Below are 19,685 nucleotides of genomic sequence, written 5' to 3'. Positions count from 1 at the left end.
CTCTTTCCTTCCAACCTGTCCGATCAACGAGACAACTCGCCAAGTAAGTGGACATTCACGGGTACACAAAACTCGTACCCGAATCAATACCACTCACCTCAGGAGCCCTCTTGCGCACTCGTGGAGCCGTAATCCGTCAAGCGCCCGGCAAGTACGAGGTCGTCGACCTCGAACTCGATTCACCCCGCACAAACGAACTCACCGTCAAGATGGTCGCCTCCGGCCTGTGCCATTCGGACGACCACATCGCCAGTGGTGATCATGGTGTCGGCCGCTACCCCATCTGCGGTGGACACGAGGGCGCGGGCATCGTCGTCGAGGTCGGCCCGCACACCCAGGGCTGGGCCGAAGGTGACCATGTCATCTTCTCGTTCCTCGCCGCATGCGGCCGATGCCGCTGGTGCGCAAGCGGAATCCAGAACCTCTGTGACAACGGCGCAGCCATCATGACGGGTGGCCGTCCCGGCGAGGTCGAAAGCTTCCGCATGTCCTTGGACGGTGAGCCTGTTTCACAGACGTGCGGCCTGTCTACTTTCAGCGAATACACCACTGTCAGCACTCTTTCTGCCGTCAAGGTCGACAAGCACCTCCCCTTGGAAACACTGTGCCTCCTCGGCTGCGGCGTCGGTACCGGCTGGGGCGCAGCGGTCAACTCCGCCGAGGTCTACCCCGGCCAGACCGTGATCGTCATGGGTGTCGGCGGTATCGGGATCAATGCCGTGCAGGGAGCCGCTCATGCCGGCGCCTCCCACATCATCGCCGTCGATCCTGTCGAGTTCAAGCGTGAGAGCGCCCTGAAATTCGGCGCAACACACGCGGTCTCGACGATGGAGGAAGCAACCGAGATCGCCCGCTCCTTCACCAACGGCCAAGGCGCGGACTCTGCCATCGTGACTGTCGGCGTCACCACCGGCGAACATGTGGCACAGGCATTCTCGTCGATCCGCAAAGCCGGGACGTGCGTCGTCACCGGACTCGGCAAGATGACCGACATCGGAATACCGGTGAGCCTGTTGGAGCTCACTCTCTACCAGAAGCGAATTCAAGGATCTCTCTTCGGAGCATCCAACCCCACCGCCGACATTCCGTGGATGATCGATCTGTACACCAGCGGAAAGCTCAACCTCGACGGATTGATCACCAACCGCTACACACTGGACACCATCAACGACGGTTTCGCGGACATGCATGCCGGCCGTAACCTGCGCGGAGTCATCAACTTCTGACGCTCCCGAGAAGTTGCGGAGGGTGCGGACAGCGCCCTCCGCAACTTCTGTCGGTGGCAACCGAGACAATGGACACCGGACCGTGTCCACGGCCCCGGTTCAGGAGGGCAAACGATGACTGCGAACGGTTACGGAGACGTGCGGCCACTCCGGCCTGACGCCTTGTTCAAGCAGATCGCGATGCCCGGCTGGGTTGAACTGCACGTCAGGCAGATCAACCTCCGTACCCCCTCCGCCACACGGTATGCCGCCTGCGCGGTGGATGCCTGGAAACGTACGCCAGAAGTAGCGTCGGCCGAACCGGATCGCAGTCGTATGACCATCTGGGCGATACGCAAGGCCGAGAAGGCGACGCGCCTGGCGCAGGAGTCCGAGGCTGCAGCCACACTCGCGCGCCGCACGTCACCTCGCCTGTCCGATGAAGACATGAAAGCACTTCGCTCCATGCACGATTCAACCGAAGGCAAGTTGGCCTATTCCGCCGCGGTAGTCGCCGCCGACATCGAAAACTCCCCGGCCTGGACGGATCCCCACTTCGCACACCACCACACGCACGTCGACCTCTTTCGCCAGGTCACCGACATAGCGGTCAGTGCTCGCGGTCTCCTGCGCGCCAAAGAGGAACTGGGACCGAAACCACCGCCGACCTTGGAAAAAGATAGCGACGTGATGGAAGTATTCCGTCACCACACTCAATTGCACCAGCGCAGATTGGAAGCGATCACCCAACGGCTACAGGGATTGCTCCGCTATCGCGAGAACGTCCTCGCCTGCGAGATCATCATCGAGAAGCGAGAGTGGTTGGCCCAGCACGACCGCCGCTGGGAGCGCGCTCAGTTCATTCCCGAGATCACAGATTCTCTTGCCGGCGAAGACCTTCAGCGCGCAACCGACGAAGTCGAACACAACACGGCAACTGCCCTGGCCTTCCTGGAGGAGAGCGCTCGACGCCTTTCCCGCGTCATGTCCTGACTTGTTGTTCCCTCTGAACGTCGATGATCGAGTCAGCGCTGCATCGCGCGGCGCACACCTTCGATCAACTCCAGAAATTCGGCCTTCGGGGTAAAGTCCACATACTCCGAATCTTCGATTGCTCCGGGGACATGACCAGGCGCCCAGTAGAAGACAGCACCGGCGTTGTAGATCTGCCGCCCCGATTCGGAGTCGGTGTAGATCTGCCCCTTGAGTACGTAGCCGTAGCGCGGGCACTGACACCGCCCGCCTTCGAGATGCGCAAACGGTTCGGCGAAGTTCGCGGAGCAGGTCGCTGCCATGGCGCCGTGCAGCTCGCGGGCTCCTACGAAGAACCTGTGGCAACCCGAAATATCTTAGGCGCCTATATCTCCCAGACGTACTCCGCGTACGGTACCGACCGGTGCTGAATCAGTGGAGCCTTCCGGGCAGAGTCCGGCAAAGCGCTCCGACATCTCGGAGTGCCACAACTCCACCGATTCCTGCACATCTGGGGACATCGCCGGCTACTTGATCGACGATCCGTGCTGCGTCAACGGCATGACCTCGATGGTCATGTACGGGAAGAGCGGCAGATTCCAGAGAATCTCGTGCAATTCGTCTGCCGACTCGACATCGAAGATGCTGATGTTGCTGAACTGACCCACAATTCGCCACAGGTGCACCCACTTGCCTTGCCGTTGCAGGTCTTGTGAGTACGCCTTCTCTGTAGCGACTGTTTCGGCTCGCACAGTCGGATCCAGATCGCGCGGAATATCGACGTCCATCCGTACGTGAAAGAATGCCATGTTCTTTTCCTCTACTTCCTGGTCCAGGTCTTGACTGCGTCCATGTTCAGTTCCACACCCAGGCCGGGGCCCGACGGGAGATGCAACTGTCCTTCGGAGTACTCGAGCGGTTCCTGCAGCAACTCTTCGCTGAAGAGCAAGGGTCCGAAAAGCTCTGTTCCGAAGTTGATTCCAGGCTCGGCGCACGCGAAGTGCAACGAGGCCGCCGTGCCGATCGGACCCTCGATGGAGGTTGCGCCGTGGCACGCGATACCCGCAGCCTTTGCGATCGCGACGATCTCGCGACTGCGCTGCAGCCCACCGCATTTGGTGGTCTTGAGTGCGATGACATCGGCGGCCGAACGCCGGGCGATCTCGAGCGCGTCGTGCGGCGTCTGCACGCTTTCATCGGCCATGATCGGAATCGGTAGCAACCTGCTCAGTTCGGCAAGGACCTCGATTTGATCGGCAGGAGTGGGCTGTTCGATCAACTCGACGCCACCTTCGGCCAGCTGTGGCAGGTATCGCAGAGCGGTGAAACGATCCCAACGCGCGTTGATGTCGACTCGTACCCCGGCGTGACCGTCGAGCGCCTGCGCAATTTCGATGATGCGCGCCGTGTCTACTGCGGGATCGAGAGCGCCCATCTTGAGTTTGAAGCTGAAATTCATACGAGATTCCAGCTTTTCGTGGGCTTCTTCGATAATCTCAGCCGCCGGAGCAGCGCCCAGAGCCCAAGTGACGTCGACGCTCTCACGGAAGGCGCCACCGAGCAGCGTGTGCACAGGCACGCCCAGGCTGCGAGCCCAAGCGTCGTGCAACGCCACGTCGACGGCTGCCTTCGCGAATCGTGCGTTGGCGACGATCTTCTCGATATCGAGCATGATCGAGGTAATCTGATCGACTCGCCGGCCGATAATCATTGGCGCAATATATTTCTCGATGATGACCTGCATCGTCTCCACCGACTCACCGCCCCACCATGGACCGCCGGGGACAACCCCTTCGCCGTATCCGACTACACCGTCGGACGTACGAATCGCGACCAGCAGGAGCGGCTGCACCGTCATCGAAGTGGTGGCGAACTTGTGGGGGCGAACCAGCGGGACGTCGAGGATGGAGGTCTCGAGGGAGACGATCGACAGGTCAGTCATCAAATCGCTTTCTCTTGCTGCAGTAGTGAAATCAGGCCGGATCGAGCACGAAGTCGTAGGTCACCCGATTGATTCCGTCGACGCCGGGCTTCGGATCCAGAATCAGTTCGGGCTTGGTGGCTGTGGCCACGTCGTTTTCGATCCACTCGCCACCGGAGAAGTACAACTGCGTGGTGACGGTGCGCTTGCCGGGGGCTTTCACCATGAGGTGAAGGTGCGCCGGACGCCACGGGTGCCAGCCGGCCTTTTCGATGAACCAGCCGGTGGGTCCGTCGGTCGGAATCTGGTAGGGCGCGGGCTGAATCGTGGTGATTTCGAAACGACCGTCAGAGTCGACCTCGACGGTTCCGCGCAGGTTTCCGTCTGGAATGTGCGGGGCGAAGTGAGAGTAGTAACCTTCGTCGTCGGCATGCCAGAGTTCGACTGTCGCACCCTCGAGCCCCCCGCCCTCGAGGCCACGAACCTGCCCCTCGAATACCAGCTTCGATCCAACCTCGTCCTCGCGCATGGGAAGTGTGCACTTGGCCGGCAGCGTCTGGGCATCGGCTACGTAGTACGGGCCCTCGATGCTGCCCTTAGTGCCGTGTTGGCCGCGGTAGGCGACCTCCTCGACGTTGTGCTCAACGAACACGTCCAGCCACAGCGGCCACTCGCCGTACTGGCCGATGTCGATCAGCCACTGCTTGAGAACCCGATATTCGGGGTACGTGACGCCGTGCTTGTCGATGACTCCGGCGAGCGCCTCGAGGACATCCTTGGCGATCGCCGAGACGCGCTCGGGCGAAGTGTCCGCGGTGACGCGTTCCTGCAGGAACTTGTCGGTGGCGGCGGTGCCCGAACCAGCTGCGGTGGGGCTCTCGGAAGTGGTCATGTGGTCCTCCTCGGGATGGTGAAACTCTGTTACCGGGCGGGCGCCGTATCGCTGGGCTGAGTCGGCTCCCGAAGTTTAGATGTACGCTCTGCGTACACGTGTTACGCTGTGCGTACGTAGGTACTGTGCGCCCAGTCACAGAACTTTGTCAACCATCGAGCGTCTGACGTCGCAAAAACCGCAGATGAAAGGCCATACCGTGCCCGAGAATGATCGCGACTACATCCAGAGCATCGAGCGCGGCTTCGCAGTTCTCATGGCCTTCGACGAGAACCGCCCTAACCCCTCACTAGCCGACCTGGCAACCGAAACCAGGCTGTCGAGGCCGGCGGTGAGACGCATTCTCCTCACACTCCAGAAGCTCGGATACGTCACCGGAAACAACAGTCGCTGGTCCCTCACCCCACGGGTTCTGAGCATCGGCCAGCACTACTCCGCATCGCATACCCTCACCGAAGCGGCGCTACCGCGCCTGATGGAGATCGCGGAACACACCCACGAATCCGCCTCCCTCGGCGTCCTCGACGGCGTGGACGTCGTCTACGCAGCCCGCGTACCGGTCCGCCGCATCATGAGCATCAACGTGAACGTCGGAACCAGAGTGCCCGCATATGCCACCTCGATGGGCCGCGCCCTACTCGCTTGGGCACCAACCGAAATCGTCGACAATGTCATCGCCAACTCCACGTTCAACGCCCTGACCCCCACGACGATCACCGACGAAGGCGCATTCCACAAAGCCCTCCGAGTAGTGCGCGAGCAGGGATACGCCCTCACGTCCGAGGAACTCGAAGACGGACTGATCTCACTCGCCGCGCCGATTCGCGATGCCAGTGGAAGCGTCATCGGCGTGGCGGCATGCTCGTCGTCGGCGGGGCGGACCACCCCGGAAGCCTTCCGCACCGAAGTAGCGCCGTTTCTGGTCGAAAAAGCGAACCAACTCAGCGCCGATATGGGATATCGCAGCTGAACAAAATCAGTCGAACACAACACCCTTGGTCAGGACTGGGCATTTGCCTAGTGTGACCCGGACCACACAATGTCAAGGTTAATTCAGTACCGGACGCAGCCCCGTCCGGAAAGCGGGCCCAGTGCCAATTTCGACAGCCCTCGGTTGTCAACTGGTCGCCCACTCGATCTGGAGGTTACCCATGACGGATATTTTGGACGCCGCCCACAGCACCAGCACGAGCGAATACACGAGTATCCGCGCCTTCCTCGACGACGCTCTCATCGAGGACCCGGAGACCGGCCGCTACCAGGTGAGACGCAGCGTGTTCACCGACGAGCAACTGTTCGAACTCGAGATGACCCACATTTTCGAGGGAAACTGGATCTACCTCGCGCACGAAAGCCAGATCCCTAATGTCGGTGACTATTTCACCACCTACATGGGCCGCCAGCCCATTATGATCACCCGCAACAAGGAAGGTGAGTTGGGCGCGCTGATCAACGCGTGCAGCCACCGCGGCGCGATGCTCTGCCGCCGTAAGACCGACAACCGCACCACTCTCACCTGCCCATTCCACGGCTGGACGTTCAACAACTCCGGCAAGCTGCTCAAAGCCAAAGATGCACGCACCGGCGGTTATCCAGAGCAGTTCAACAAGGACGGCTCGCACGACCTGACCAAGGTGGCACGGTTCGAAAGCTACCGCGGCTTCCTCTTCGGCAGTCTCAACGCAGATGTTTTGCCCCTCGAAGAGCACCTCGGCGACACCACCAAGGTCATCGACATGATCGTGGACCAGTCACCTGACGGCCTCGAGGTACTACGCGGGGCCTCCACGTACACCTACGACGGAAACTGGAAACTGCAGACGGAGAATGGGGCCGACGGCTATCACGTCTCGTCCACACACTGGAACTACGCGGCAACCACCGCCCGTCGCACAGCCGGCGAATCAGCCAACGAAACCAAAGCCATGGATGCCGGGACCTGGGGCAAGCAGGGCGGCGGCTACTTCTCCTACGACTACGGTCACCTGCTTCTGTGGATGTGGTGGGGAAACCCCGAGGACCGTCCGCTGTACGAGCGCAAAGCAGAGCTCGAGGCCGAGTTCGGATCCAAGAAGGCCGAATTCATGGTCGGTGCGTCACGCAACCTCTGCCTCTACCCGAACGTGTACCTCATGGATCAGTTCAGCAGCCAGATCCGGCACTTCCGCCCGATCTCGGTAGACCAGACAGAAGTCACGATCTACTGCATAGCGCCCAAGGGCGAAAGCGCCGAGGCCCGCAGCAATCGCATCCGTCAGTACGAGGACTTCTTCAACGCGTCCGGCATGGCTACTCCGGACGACCTCGAGGAGTTTCGCTCCTGCCAGAAGACCTACCAGGCTTCCGGTGCACCGTGGAACGATTTGAGCCGTGGTGTGGCGCACCAGGTCGTCGGCCCCAACGAGGTCGCAAAAGATCTCGGCATGGACCGCGTCCTTTCCAGCGGAGCCAAGACCGAGGACGAGGGCTTGTATCCGATCCAGCACGGCTACTGGCGTGACGCCATGCTCGCGGCAGTTGATGCCGAAGAAGCCGGTGCTCCGCGCGCCGATTCCACCCGGACGAACTGAGGAACTCCATCATGACCACTGCAACCGGCACCACCGTCACCCAGCACGCCATCGAGCAGTTCCTCTACCGCGAGTCCCGCTACCTCGACGATCGCGAGTTCGAAAAGTGGATCGAGTGCTATCACCCGGACTCCGAGTTCTGGATGCCGGCTTGGGCCGACGACGGCGAACTCACCACCGACCCGCAAACCGAAATCTCACTGATCTACTACCCCAATCGCGGTGGCATCGAAGATCGCGTTTTCCGAATTCGGACCGACCGGTCCAGCGCCACAAGCCTTCCCGAGCCTCGGACCGGACACAACATCTCCAATGTCGAGGTGCTCGAGCAGCGCGAAACCCAAGTGGATGTGCGCTTCAACTGGTTCACCCTGTACTGCCGCTACAACGCTGTCGATACCTACTTCGGCACGTCGTTCTACACGATCGACTTCGCCGGCGAAGCGCCGCTGATCATGAAGAAGAAGGTCGTACTCAAGAACGACTACATCCATCACGTAGTGGACGTCTACCACATCTGACCGGCACTTCTTCTTCACGAATCGAGCTGTTTCCCATGACTTTTCAAGCTACGCAAGGCTTCCAAGTTGCACTGAGCTTCGAGGACGGCGTCACGCGCTTCGTCGAGTGCAAATCCGGCGAGACGGTAGCCGACGCGTCGTACCGTGCGCGGATCAACATCCCCCTCGACTGCCGCGACGGGGCCTGCGGAACTTGCAAGTCCCTGTGTGAGTCGGGCAGTTTCGACGGGGGCGATTACATCGACGAGGCCCTCACCGACGACGAGGCCGAGCAGGGCTATTGTCTGCCGTGTCAGATGGTTCCCGAGTCCGATCTGGTTCTTCAAATTCCCACCACGTCCGCTGTTGCCAAGACTGCGGCCGGTTCGTACACGTCCACCATCACCGAGATAGTGCGGCATTCAGATACCACGGTAGGTTTCACCGTCTCGGTGGAGAACCGCAGCGATCTCGTGTTCCTGCCCGGCCAGTATGTGAACATCCTCGTTCCCGGAACAGAATCGACTCGTTCGTATTCGTTCAGCACCGGCCCTACCGTCGAGAATGCGTCGTTCCTGGTCAAGATCACTCCGGGCGGCTTGATGTCGGACTACCTCAGCGAACGGGCGCAGGTAGGCGACACACTCCAACTCACCGGCCCGATGGGTAGCTTCTTCCTGCGCACGCAACAACGTCCTGCCCTGTTGTTGGCCGGCGGCACCGGTCTGGCACCGTTGCTCTCGATCCTCGAGAAGATGCGGGCCGAACGCTCCGAGTTGCCGGTTCACCTGGTCTACGGTGTGAGCTCCGATGATGATCTCGTGGAGCTGGATACACTGCGCAAGTACGCAGAGACACTGCCGCAGTTCACCTTCGACTACTGCGTGTCCGATCAAGGTAGTTCCGCCCCGAACAAGGGTTACGTCACCGGACTCATCGAACCGAAACATCTCGACAACGGCAATGTCGATGTCTATCTGTGCGGACCGCCGCCAATGGTCGAAGCCGTACGTCAGCATTTCAAGGACGTGTCGATCACGCCGACAAACTTCTACTTCGAGAAGTTCAACACTGCAGCCACTCCGGCCCTGACCACAGCTACCGAGCTGACTGAAGCCGAGCGCGCAGCCACCGTCAAAGCTGCGACCGAGACCGGACTTCCGCCAGTACCGGCATCCGTTCCCACGACAGATATCAGTACCTACGAGATCGGCGAGGAGCATCTGCCAGTCGCCGAGTCGGACGCACAGTTCGATGCTCGGATGGCACTCGAACTGGGCGCCATGGAACTCACCATCGGCCGACTCACCTCAGCGCAGTTGATCGAGTACCGAATCCTGGCCGAGAACTCGGCCGCATCGATCGAGCGCGATCGGTTCACGGACGCAGCGGCATTCACCGAAACAAATGCACTGTTCCACGACTTCCTGTTCCGTTGCACCGGCAACGAGATTCTCTTGCAGGCGTACCACCGACTCGAGGTAACCGAGCTTATGAACCGGATATTGCGAACAGCAGATTGGGTCGACGAGCACGTTGCGGACGATCACCTGCGAATCGTTCGCGCTTTCGCAGAGAACGACCGAACCGCCGCACGCGAGTTGATCGTCACCCACAGTGCGCATGCCAAATCCACGATGCGTCGGGCAATCGCCGACAATCACCTGAGCACCGCACAACCTCACGCGAGCGTTGCACCATGAGCCCCCGAATCTTTGCCGACCGGTTCACCGATCGCGTTGTCGTCGTCACGGGCGCCGCTCAAGGTATCGGTCGTTGTGTTGCCGAAAGGATCTCGGCAGAGGGCGGTTCGGTGGTTCTCGTCGACCGGGCAGAGTTGGTCCACGAGGTGGCCGGCTCACTCGAGCGCTCCCACTCCATCACTGCTGATCTGGAGCAGTTCGCAGGTGCAGAGAAAGCAATCGACGAGGCGCACGGTCACTTCGGACGAATCGACGTCCTGATCAACAATGTCGGCGGCACCATCTGGGCGAAACCGTACGAGCACTACACCCCCGAACAGATCCAAGCCGAAGTGCAGCGCTCCCTCTTCCCTACATTGTGGAGTTGTCGGGCAGTTCTCCCCCATCTGATCAGTGCTCGCAGCGGAACAATCGTCAACGTCTCCTCGGTCGCAACCCGCGGAGTTAACCGTGTTCCGTATGCGGCAGCCAAGGGTGGCGTCAGCGCAATCACTGCTGCACTCGCACTGGAAGTCGCACAATACGGAATACGCGTCGTGGCAACAGCTCCCGGCGGAACCGACGCACCAACTCGCGTCGTGGCCCGGGGGCCCAGTGCACAAACCGAGGACGAGAAGATCTGGTACCAGCAGGTCGTCGACCAGACCGTCGACTCTTCCCTCCAAAAGCGTTACGGCACACTCGACGAACAAACCGCTGCGATCACATTCCTTGCCTCCGAGGAGGCTTCGTACATCACCGGCACGGTTCTTCCCGTCGCCGGCGGCGATCTCGGCTGAACCAGCCTCTTCCGCTCCACACACTCTTCTTCCTGATCTCTCGAACGGAGATTTGCCATGTCCTCGATCGAAATTGGTTCCTGGGCCAGCGCCCGCCATCGATCTTCGGTGCTGTGGGTGGTTGCCATCGCAGCCATCGCCATCTTGTTCGACGGATACGACCTCGTCGTCTACGGCACGATTCTGCCGGTCCTGATGGATGACCCTGGCCAGATCGGTGCGCTATCCGCATCACAGGCCGGCGCTTTGGGGTCGTACGCCCTCGTCGGAGTGATGGTGGGCGCCTTGACCTGCGGCGCGATCGGAGACCACTTCGGGCGCCGAAAGATGATGCTGATCAACATCGTCTGGTTCTCGGTAGGTATGGCGCTGGCGTCATTCGCCACCAGCATCACCACCTTTGGACTTCTACGATTCTTCACCGGCATCGGTGTCGGCGGACTCGTCGCCACGGCAGGTGCGATGATCGCTGAATTTGCACCACCCGGGCGCCGAAACCTGTTCAACGCCATCGTCTACAGCGGTGTACCGGCCGGCGGCGTGCTGGCGTCGATACTGGCAATCATCCTTCGCGATGCCATCGGCTGGCGCGGCCTGTTCCTCATCGGCGCGCTTCCCCTCCTCATTCTGTTTCCGCTTGCATGGTTCCGACTTCCCGAATCGCCAGTGTGGCTCGTCGCTCGCGGCCGCATCGACGAGGCGCAAGCAGTGTCCCTGAAGACAGGAATTCCTCTTCCTGCCACCGTAACTCGACCCATCGATGCCCCCGCGGAGAAGGTCGGCTTCCGGGCACTCGCCAGCAAGCAATACGTCTGGGGCACTGCACTACTCGGCCTGATGAGTTTCGCCGGTCTACTCCTGACCTACGGCCTCAACACCTGGCTACCCAAGATCATGGAGAATGCCGGGTACAACGCCAAGGGATCACTCTCGTTCCTGCTGGTCCTTAATGGCGGTGCCATCATCGGTGGCCTCCTCGCCTCCCGGATCGCCGACATCACCGGACCACAGCGTGTGGTTGCCACCACCTTCGGACTTGCCGCGCTTGCTCTGCTGCTGTTCACCTTCGACTTCCCCCTACCCATCCTCCTGGCGTCCGTAGCAATCGCCGGAGTCGGAACCATCGGAACGCAGGTATTGATCTACGGATTTGTGTCCAACTACTATTCGACGCCCGCCCGCGCCGCCGGTGTCGCGTGGTGTGCCGGGTTCGGCCGCCTCGGCGGAATATTCGGGCCCCTCATCGGCGGCAGCCTGATCAGCGCCGGTATCAGTTCAGAGGCAGCCTTCTATGTCTTCGCCGGTATCGCAGTCCTGGGATGTATCGTCACGTTCTTCGTCCCGAAGCAGACACCAGATCTCGATACCACGCCTCTCGATATCTCGGCACTACCCGCAATAAAGGAAACCAGTGGCGAGGCCGGCGTTACGGTGGTCGGGTGACCCATCGCGACGTGCTGGTCGGCCGAGAGCGCGAACTCGCAGCTCTCGGCCGGGCATTGTCGACAGCGCAGGCAGGTTCCCCGACGCTTGTGCTCATCGAAGGGGACGCCGGGAGCGGCAAGTCGACACTCGTTAACAGGTTCATCGACATGGCGGCGCACCACACCCTTCTGCACGCCCGTGGGCTGGAATGGGAATCGCAGACCCCCTTCGGGGTGGCCCAGCAACTACTCGAACGCCCGGTCTCCATTGCTGCTCCGGTGCCGGTGGCCAATGAGATTCTTGCAAGCTCCGACGGTCTGACCTTCGTCGTGGTCGACGACGCTCACCACAGCGATGTCGAGTCGCTTCAGGCTATTACGTCGGCACTTCATCGAGGCCGAGATACCCCGCTGCTGATCATCCTCGTCGCCGAAGAATCTCCGCGACTGAGCATGGAGGTGAGTCACATTCTGGAGCTTCACTGGGCGCAGCGCCTACACATCCGCCCGCTCGACGCTTCCGAGATTGTCGAGATCGCTCAGGTACGCAACGGTATCGATCTCGGTTCCGGTGCAGCACGACAACTTCAGGAGTTCACGGCAGGAAACACACTGGACGTCGTCTCACTTCTGGACGAGTTACCTCCGTCGCAGTGGTCCCATTGGCACCGCACCTTGCCGCTCCCCCGCCACCGAGCAGCCTCGATCGCTCATGACCTTGCGGCGTGCAGTGACGAAGCACGCACTCTCGTCGAGGCGGCAGCGGTGCTGGGCAACAACACCACGTTGTCCCACCTCTCACTGCTGGCCGAAGTCCGAGACATTGTCGAAGCACTGGACAGTGCCTTCGCAAGTGGACTGCTCACAATCCACGAACAGCGCGGCAGCACCGAAGTATCCTTCCGAGGTCCGATGATCGCGGCCGCAGTGAGCGCCACATTGGGACCGGCACGCTTGCATCAACTTCATCTACGCGCGGCCGACATAGCCTGGGGCGATGGCGAACGGTTGTTCCACCTCGCGGCCGCCAGCACCACACACGACGAGCGCCTCGCCTCGGACCTGGTTACCTACGCGGCACTGCGCGCTGCGGAGGGCGCCTGGTCCGAAGTCGCCGACGCCTTGGTCACCGCCAGTTCCCTCACTACCGATCAGAGCAAACACGAAGATCGGCTACTTCGAGGAGTCGACGCGCTGACCGGATCTGGCGACATTCCGCGGGCTATGGTCTTCGCTCCCGAAATCGAAAGCATCACGCGCAATCCACTTCGCGACGCTGTTCTCGGGTACCTCTCCATCCATCGAGGGCGCCCGACCGAGGCTGCCGACCTACTTACTCGCGCGTGGAGTAGCTGCCGGGCAGACCTCGAGCCCGCCACTTCGGCCTTGATCGCTCAACGTATGGTCCTGCACTCACTCGCCACGCTGGATGGGACGGCGCTGGTCGAGTGGGTCGATCGCGCAGTCGAATTGGTGGGCCCCACTGATCCCGCCGCAGTCGAGTCCGAGGCGATCAAAGGACTCGGATTGGGTGCGACAGGTCAGGTCGACCAAGCGCTCGCTGCATATGAAGAACTCTCCGACCGGATTCGCCCCGGAGCTCAAGCTCAGCGATTCCAGATGGGCCGCGGATGGCTCGAGCTTGCTCTTGATCACCCTGAAGCGGCCCGCCGCGACCTTGAAACCGCAGTATCCACCGAGTTTTCCAGCGGTTCGGCGCGGATTTCACTGTGGGCGCAGGCCTGGCTCGCGCGCACTCAGTTCGCGCTCGGCGCGTGGGATGAAGCCTTGACGACGGTCGAAAGTGCCGGCGCAGAACTGGATCGATTCGAGATCGAAATAGTCCGGCCACTGATTCATTGGTCCGGGGCTCAAATACATGCTCTGCGTGGAAACTGGGATCTGGCTCGCGATCATGTACGTCGGGCGTATGCCGGCACACATGCGTACGAGATCATGTATGTTCCTTCGCTTCTCGCCAGAGCTCAGTTCGCCGAGGCCGCGGCCGACTATCCCGATGTCCTTCTTGCGCTGGCACCGCTGACCTCGAGTAGCGCGCAGCAATGGCTCGACGAACCTGGATTCTGGCCTTGGGTCGATCTCTACGCGAACGCTCTGGTCATGGTCGGGAGAGTGGACGACGCCGACGCATTCTTGCGACCGCATGAGAGGACAGCACTTAAGCGTAGACACCGCTCTGCAACGGCTCGGCTCGGCTACGTACGTGGCCGCATCCATGGTGCGCGCGGCGAACTCGATGCTGCTCGCCAATGTTTCGATGAGGCATTGCTGAGCATCGTGGAGCTACCACTCCCCTATGACCGCGCCCGGATCAACTTCGCGTACGGCCAAACCCTCCGTAGGGCAGGGAAGCGCGGGGACGCCGATGTTGTCCTCCGTGCTGCTCGTGCGCTCTATCTGGCCCTGGGCGCCGGTACGTATGTCGAGCGTTGCGATCGAGAACTACGCGCCGGAGGATTGAATCCTTCACGTACGGACAAGGGCATCACCGACTTGACACCGCAAGAACGTGCCGTTGTCGATCTCGTTGCCGCAGGCAAGAGCAATAAGGAAGCTGCCAGCGAATTGTTTCTCTCCGTCAAGACAATTCAGTATCACCTCACCCGCGCGTACGCGAAACTCGGACTGCGATCACGTAGTGAACTCGCAGCCTTCTTCCGCGAACGCGGACTCTCGGATCCGCACCAGGAAAACTGAGATATGACAAATATTCCCACTGACGAAGCTGCGGCACGCATCGCAATGGAGCGTGTGCCGCAACCTGTTCACCGATATCGGCAAGTTCTGCGCGACTTCGGCGGAATATACGCAGCGAACGCCGTCATCGGTATTGTCTTTTCTGCCACGGGCCCAGTGGCAGTGATCTTGGCTGCGGGATTGGCCGGAGGCCTGACCCAAGCACAGTTGGCCTCTTGGCTTTTCGGCGCCTTCTTCGTGAACGGAATCCTGACGATTACAGCGTCCTGGCTCTATCGCCAGCCGCTGGCCTTCTTCTGGACCATTCCCGGAACAGTAGTTGTGGGCGCGTCGTTGGAGCATCTGCCGTGGGAGCAGGTACTCGGAGCGTTCTTCGTCACCGGCGTTCTGATCTTGTTTGTGGGATTGACCGGCTGGATCAGACCGATCATGGCTACTCTTCCCATGCCTATCGTAATGGCAATGGTTGCAGGGGTTTTCCTTCATTTCGGTACCGACCTGGTCGAGGCGCCTGCCCACGATGCAGCGATTGCACTACCTATGATCGCAACGTTTGTTGCACTCAGCGTGTTCGTGAAGGTCGGACGCTTCGTTCCTCCGGTCCTCGGTGCATTAATTGTCGGCGTCATCATCATTCTCGCCACCGGACGGTTCGCCTCCGCCGGTGACGCTCACGAGTGGTTCGCTCATCCGGTCCTGACCAATCCCCAATGGTCCTGGCAAGCAATGATCGAACTAGTTGTGCCGCTGGCCATCACCGTCATCGTGGTACAGAACGGACAAGGGATCGCGGTTCTGCGAACGGCCGGACATCAACCTCCCATCGGGACAGTGACAATTGCTTGCGGCATCTTCTCGCTCGTCAATGCGACGGTCGGTTGCGTGTCGACCTGCCTCACCGGACCGACCAACGCTCTCCTCTCGATGTCCGGGGAACGGACAAGGCAATACACCGCCGGAATTTTCTGCGGACTGCTCGCCGTCGTCTTCGGCCTGTTCGCACCGACATTCGTTGCGTTGATGCTGGCCACGCCTGCAGCGTTCATCGTCACGCTAGGCGGTTTAGCGATGTTGAAAGCCCTGCAGGGCGCCTTTGTCACCGCGTTTGGTGGCCGATTCACTTTCGGCGCAATGATCGCGTTTCTGGTGACAATCTCCGACGTCGAGATACTCAACATCGGCGCCGCGTTCTGGGGCCTCGTATTGGGTGTCATCGCCTCGCGAATCCTCGAGAGCAAAGACTACGCCGCCACCTGACATGCGATTATACGCATTATCTACTTTGACAACCATTTGCAATAAAGACTAGATCTATAGCCATGCAACTCAACACCCGCGTATCGCGGAGCCTCACCCTCGCCGCATCGGTAGGCCTCTCACTCACCCTCGCCGCCGGCTGCGCGTCCGATACCGGCGGCTCTCCACAACCGGAAACCGGTACCACCGCAACAGCTCCCAAAGAACAGGCATCGGCAACACCTCGCCTCGCCGTGTCCTACGACGGCGGAGTTCTGATTCTCGACGCAACCACACTCGATACTGTGGACGAAACGGAGATCGAGGGGTTCACCCGCCTCAACCCCGCCGGCAATGGTCGACATGTCATCATTTCCTCAGGCGAGGCCTTCAAGGTTCTCGACACCGGCACCTGGTCGTCGACCCATGATGACCACACTCATTACTACACAACCGATCCCGCGATGACAGATGTCGAATTCGCAGCCAACGAGCCGGGGCACGTCGTACGCCATGCCGGCAAGACCGTACTGTTCAACGACGGATCGGGCCTAGTCGAGATTTTCGATCCGATTCACCTGGCCAAGCGGCAACCGCGAGTCGAGACCTACACAACACCAGAGCCTCACCACGGCGTCGCGGTAGCACTCGCCGACGGAAATCTGCTGACCACGATCGGAAATTCGGAGTCTCGCAACGGCATTGCCCTCCTCGACGGCGATCGCAAGGAAATCCTGCGCAATGAGCAATGCCCCGGCGTCCATGGCGAAGCCGTTGCTGCCGGGGAAACGATTGTCCTGGGCTGCCAGGACGGCCTGCTTGTCTACAAGGACGACGCTATCACCAAGGTCCAGAGTCCAGACCCATACGGCCGCATCGGAAATCAGGCAGGGTCCGAGGAATCCGAGATCGTACTGGGTGACTACAAAAGCGACCCCACGGCAGAGCTCGAACGCCCGCAACGCATTTCACTGACCAATACGTGGACCTCGGAGCTGAAACTCGTCGACCTCGGCACCAGTTACACCTTTCGCTCTCTGGGGCGCGGACCACACGGAGAAGCATTGGTTCTCGGCACCGACGGCGCTATCCACGTCATCGACCCACACTCGGGCGCAGTGATCAACAAGATCGCAGTGATCGACGAATGGACCGAACCGACCGACTGGCAGGAACCGCGGCCCGCACTCTTCGTCTCGGATCACACGGCCTACGTTACCGATCCCGCTTCGAAGAAGCTGATTGCCGTCGATCTCGAGGATGGCACCATCGCCGGCGAGACCACTCTCGATCACACGCCCAACGAACTGACCGGCGTTACCGGCTAATCTCTATCGTATCCATGTTAACTAATTGATGTTATCGCCGTTTACATGAGCTCGAGAGCGAAAATACTGGCGGCGGCGAGAGAACTGCTCAACGCCTCTACCACCGGGGATATCTCCACCCGCGCCGTGTGCGAGAAAGCGGCGTCGGCGCCCCCGCTCTCTACCGCCAGTTCGGCGACAAGGACGGCTTGCTCGCGGCCGTCGTAGACGCGGGATTCGCGGAGTACCTTGGCCGGTAAACGGGCCGCCGTCCCCTCGTCCGACCCGGGGGCCGATCTACGCGCCGGCTGAGACACGCACACCGCCTTCGCTCGTACACATCCTGCCCACTCTCGACGCTCACCTCACCAGCGATTCGTCAATACCTCTCTCCACCAACGAAATTACCTTGATGCGTGAATGGCTACGGCGACTCTCCGATTCCACCACAACCGATCAGGAGTGATCGCATGACTGACATCGTTACTCGCACTGCAATCGTCACCGGAGCCTCCGGCGGCATTGGCCGCGCCACCGCAGAAAAGCTTGCCACCGACAAAATTGCTGTGGCCGTTCACTATTCGGGAGATCTTCGACGTGCGCAGGAAACCGTCGACGCGATCACTCTGGTACTCGCAAAAGGAGTTACGAGGACGCGATATCACGGTCAATGCTGTAGCACCCGGCCCCACGGCGACCGAACTGTTTCTCGACGGCAAGGACGAAACGACGGTGGCGAACCTGTCGAAACTCGCCCCACTGGAACGCCTCGGCCCACCAGCAGATATCGCCGAGACAGTCGCTTTCCTCGCCGGACCGGCGCGCTGGGTCAACGGCGAGGTTATCTACGTCAATGGCGGCGTCGTCTAGTTTATTTCCGCTGCGCCGACGTTCGCAGTCAGCCCTTCGATCCAGGCTCCTCCGGGTTGGGGGTGGCCGGATCGATGGTGTCGGCGTGATCCTGCTTCTGTTTCAATTCGTCCTTCGAACTGGCTACATCTTTTCGATGCTGCGCCGCATGCTGTTGCATGGCAGATGCTTCCGCGGCTTTGGCATCGGCCTCGGCCTGAACCATGCGAGCCTTTGCCTCGGCCTCCTCCGCCCGTGCCTCGCGTTGACCGACTTGGAAGGACGAGTCCGCGACCTCTTCACGAATCTCTTCTGCCTGATGGTGCAGATGCTGGTTGCGCCTGTTTCGAGCCGCCCACACCAGAAGTCCCACGACCACAATCACGACGACCACAATCACAATTGTCCAGATAACACTGCTGGTACTCATACTTCCAGAGGTACCCACCAGCGCGCTTCTCACACGCCGAGACTGCCAGGACTTAAGTTGGCACCGCACAAACCAAGAGATTGTCATCGACAACCGACCTGCTCACTCACAGGAGCGTCGACAACTCCGCATGACCGAACAGTCCCGGCAAGCCTCCAGTGTGCAGGAAGACGGTAGTTGTCCCCGCAGCAATGACATTGTCCTCGACAAGATTCATCAACCCTGCAAACGCCCGGCCGGTATATGTCGGATCGAGGAAGATCCCCTCGGTGCGCGCGAGATGACGGATTGCACGAGAAGATCCGTCTGTGAGCGTCGAATAGCCTTGGCCGACTTGGTCTCGTACGATCCGGAGATTTCCCGATCGCACTGCAGGACCGGGCATCTCGTCCAGCAATCCGGCTACAGTCGACACTGGATCGCTCACAGCTCCGACATCGACGCCGATGACCCGATCTGCACCGAGATGGGCTACCAAACCTGCCATCGTGCCGCCGGATCCGACTGCGACCACAACACGATCGAACCCAGGAATCTGCTGCTCGATTTCACGTGCGCAGTCGACGTAACCCTGCGCCGCAACGGCACTGGTGCCCCCGAAGGGAATCACGAAAGGAATACCACCGGACCGGACCACCGAGTCACCGGCTTCCGCGATGACCGAGTCGGTGTCCGTCTGCCCGGCCCAGACGATGTCGGCACCTACGACGGCATCCAACACCAAGTTTCCCTGCATCGTCTCTGGCCGAGTGCCTCGCAGAACCAGGATGCAACGCAGACCCAACCTCGCAGCGGCAGCTGCCGTCAGACGAGCATGATTGCTTTGCGGCGCACCGGAAGTAATGAGAGTAGTCGCACCGAGCGCTACTGCCTGAGCACAGGTGTACTGCAATTTACGTATCTTGTTGCCGCCGCCACCGAGACCGGTGACGTCGTCACGTTTGATCCACAGATCATCGGCGCCGAGCCCCAGGGTCCGCGCACAACGAGGCATCAGGTCCACGGGAGTCGGCCAGGTGCCGAGGGAAATCGACATTGCACTCACCCCTGGTCACTGTCAGGACATATCCAGGTGGGCGCTGAATTCAACGTAGCCATACACATCAGCGTAGCTGCGAGGGACTCAACCCATCGCGGTTGTGAATCGACTGCACGCTCGACCACGAAAGCCGATCAGGA

20 protein-coding genes are annotated in these 19,685 nt (G+C 60.6%); 13 read left to right on the top strand and 7 right to left on the bottom strand.

Going from position 1 to position 19,685, the window contains the following annotated elements; translation table 11 throughout:
* Positions 1-110 precede the first annotated feature (110 nt).
* Complete coding sequence (locus QM600_RS01795; protein ID WP_283259763.1) at positions 111-1,226, top strand: NDMA-dependent alcohol dehydrogenase; 1,116 nt, start codon at positions 111-113, stop codon at positions 1,224-1,226.
* Between the two features lie 114 nt (positions 1,227-1,340).
* Entirely contained in the window at positions 1,341-2,198 is an 858-nt protein-coding gene (locus tag QM600_RS01790) for a hypothetical protein (RefSeq protein WP_283259762.1), read from the top strand.
* A 32-nt stretch (positions 2,199-2,230) separates the two neighbouring features.
* Here the strand turns inward: QM600_RS01790 and QM600_RS01785 are convergent, their stop codons facing one another.
* The 5 genes from QM600_RS01785 to catA are packed head-to-tail and all read right to left on the bottom strand — an operon-like array spanning position 2,231 to position 4,990.
* Positions 2,231-2,500, bottom strand: a complete 270-nt coding sequence (locus QM600_RS01785; RefSeq protein WP_283259761.1) for a cupin domain-containing protein — start codon at positions 2,498-2,500, stop codon at positions 2,231-2,233.
* A gap of 54 nt (positions 2,501-2,554) precedes the next feature.
* Positions 2,555-2,698: a hypothetical protein gene (locus tag QM600_RS01780; protein WP_283259760.1), complete on the bottom strand. Its 144-nt coding sequence runs from the start codon at positions 2,696-2,698 to the stop codon at positions 2,555-2,557.
* 6 nt (positions 2,699-2,704) lie between these two features.
* Entirely contained in the window at positions 2,705-2,986 is a 282-nt protein-coding gene (gene catC, locus QM600_RS01775) for a muconolactone Delta-isomerase (protein WP_283259759.1), read from the bottom strand.
* An 11-nt stretch (positions 2,987-2,997) separates the two neighbouring features.
* Positions 2,998-4,119, bottom strand: coding sequence for a muconate/chloromuconate family cycloisomerase (locus QM600_RS01770; RefSeq protein WP_283259758.1), 1,122 nt, complete (start codon positions 4,117-4,119; stop codon positions 2,998-3,000).
* A gap of 31 nt (positions 4,120-4,150) precedes the next feature.
* Entirely contained in the window at positions 4,151-4,990 is an 840-nt protein-coding gene (gene catA, locus QM600_RS01765; RefSeq protein ID WP_283259757.1) for a catechol 1,2-dioxygenase, read from the bottom strand.
* A gap of 199 nt (positions 4,991-5,189) precedes the next feature.
* Here catA and QM600_RS01760 point away from each other — a divergent pair, with 199 nt between their 5' ends.
* From QM600_RS01760 to QM600_RS01705, 11 genes are all read left to right on the top strand, one after another.
* Positions 5,190-5,960: an IclR family transcriptional regulator gene (locus tag QM600_RS01760; RefSeq protein WP_283259908.1), complete on the top strand. Its 771-nt coding sequence runs from the start codon at positions 5,190-5,192 to the stop codon at positions 5,958-5,960.
* Positions 5,961-6,141: 181 nt separating this feature from the next.
* Positions 6,142-7,560 (top strand): benzoate 1,2-dioxygenase large subunit, encoded by a 1,419-nt coding sequence (gene benA / locus QM600_RS01755; RefSeq protein WP_283259756.1) that lies wholly within the window; start codon positions 6,142-6,144, stop codon positions 7,558-7,560.
* 11 nt (positions 7,561-7,571) lie between these two features.
* Positions 7,572-8,081 (top strand): benzoate 1,2-dioxygenase small subunit, encoded by a 510-nt coding sequence (gene benB / locus QM600_RS01750; RefSeq protein ID WP_283259755.1) that lies wholly within the window; start codon positions 7,572-7,574, stop codon positions 8,079-8,081.
* A gap of 35 nt (positions 8,082-8,116) precedes the next feature.
* A complete protein-coding gene (benC, locus tag QM600_RS01745; protein ID WP_283259754.1) occupies positions 8,117-9,763 on the top strand; it encodes a benzoate 1,2-dioxygenase electron transfer component BenC in 1,647 nt (548 codons plus the stop codon).
* Entirely contained in the window at positions 9,760-10,542 is a 783-nt protein-coding gene (locus tag QM600_RS01740) for a 1,6-dihydroxycyclohexa-2,4-diene-1-carboxylate dehydrogenase (protein ID WP_283259753.1), read from the top strand. The genes benC and QM600_RS01740 overlap by 4 nt, the downstream gene beginning before the upstream one ends.
* Positions 10,543-10,599: 57 nt before the next feature.
* On the top strand, positions 10,600-11,985 hold the full coding sequence (locus tag QM600_RS01735) for an MFS transporter (protein WP_283259752.1): 1,386 nt from the start codon (positions 10,600-10,602) through the stop codon (positions 11,983-11,985).
* On the top strand, positions 11,982-14,684 hold the full coding sequence (locus QM600_RS01730; protein WP_283259751.1) for a helix-turn-helix transcriptional regulator: 2,703 nt from the start codon (positions 11,982-11,984) through the stop codon (positions 14,682-14,684). Before QM600_RS01735 ends, QM600_RS01730 begins: the two co-directional genes overlap by 4 nt.
* 45 nt (positions 14,685-14,729) lie before the next feature.
* Positions 14,730-15,941: a benzoate/H(+) symporter BenE family transporter gene (locus QM600_RS01725; RefSeq protein WP_283259907.1), complete on the top strand. Its 1,212-nt coding sequence runs from the start codon at positions 14,730-14,732 to the stop codon at positions 15,939-15,941.
* Positions 15,942-16,003: 62 nt separating this feature from the next.
* Entirely contained in the window at positions 16,004-17,248 is a 1,245-nt protein-coding gene (gene aztD / locus QM600_RS01720) for a zinc metallochaperone AztD (protein ID WP_283259750.1), read from the top strand.
* A gap of 128 nt (positions 17,249-17,376) precedes the next feature.
* The gene (locus QM600_RS29625; protein ID WP_349307236.1) at positions 17,377-17,487 is read left to right on the top strand and encodes a TetR family transcriptional regulator; all 111 of its coding nucleotides are present in this window, start codon (positions 17,377-17,379) and stop codon (positions 17,485-17,487) included.
* Between the two features lie 337 nt (positions 17,488-17,824).
* Positions 17,825-18,097: an SDR family oxidoreductase gene (locus tag QM600_RS01705; RefSeq protein WP_283259748.1), complete on the top strand. Its 273-nt coding sequence runs from the start codon at positions 17,825-17,827 to the stop codon at positions 18,095-18,097.
* A gap of 28 nt (positions 18,098-18,125) precedes the next feature.
* Here QM600_RS01705 and QM600_RS01700 read toward each other — a convergent pair whose 3' ends face one another.
* A complete protein-coding gene (locus QM600_RS01700; RefSeq protein ID WP_283259747.1) occupies positions 18,126-18,506 on the bottom strand; it encodes a hypothetical protein in 381 nt (126 codons plus the stop codon).
* Between the two features lie 106 nt (positions 18,507-18,612).
* On the bottom strand, positions 18,613-19,542 hold the full coding sequence (locus QM600_RS01695) for a D-cysteine desulfhydrase family protein (RefSeq protein ID WP_283259906.1): 930 nt from the start codon (positions 19,540-19,542) through the stop codon (positions 18,613-18,615).
* Positions 19,543-19,685: the final 143 nt, after the last annotated feature.

The sequence above is a fragment of the Rhodococcus sp. IEGM 1379 genome, from assembly GCF_030056815.1.
GTDB lineage: Bacteria > Actinomycetota > Actinomycetes > Mycobacteriales > Mycobacteriaceae > Rhodococcus_F.
The sequence above is the reverse complement of the archived record's forward strand: the minus strand, read 5'-3'. Positions and strand labels throughout refer to the sequence as shown.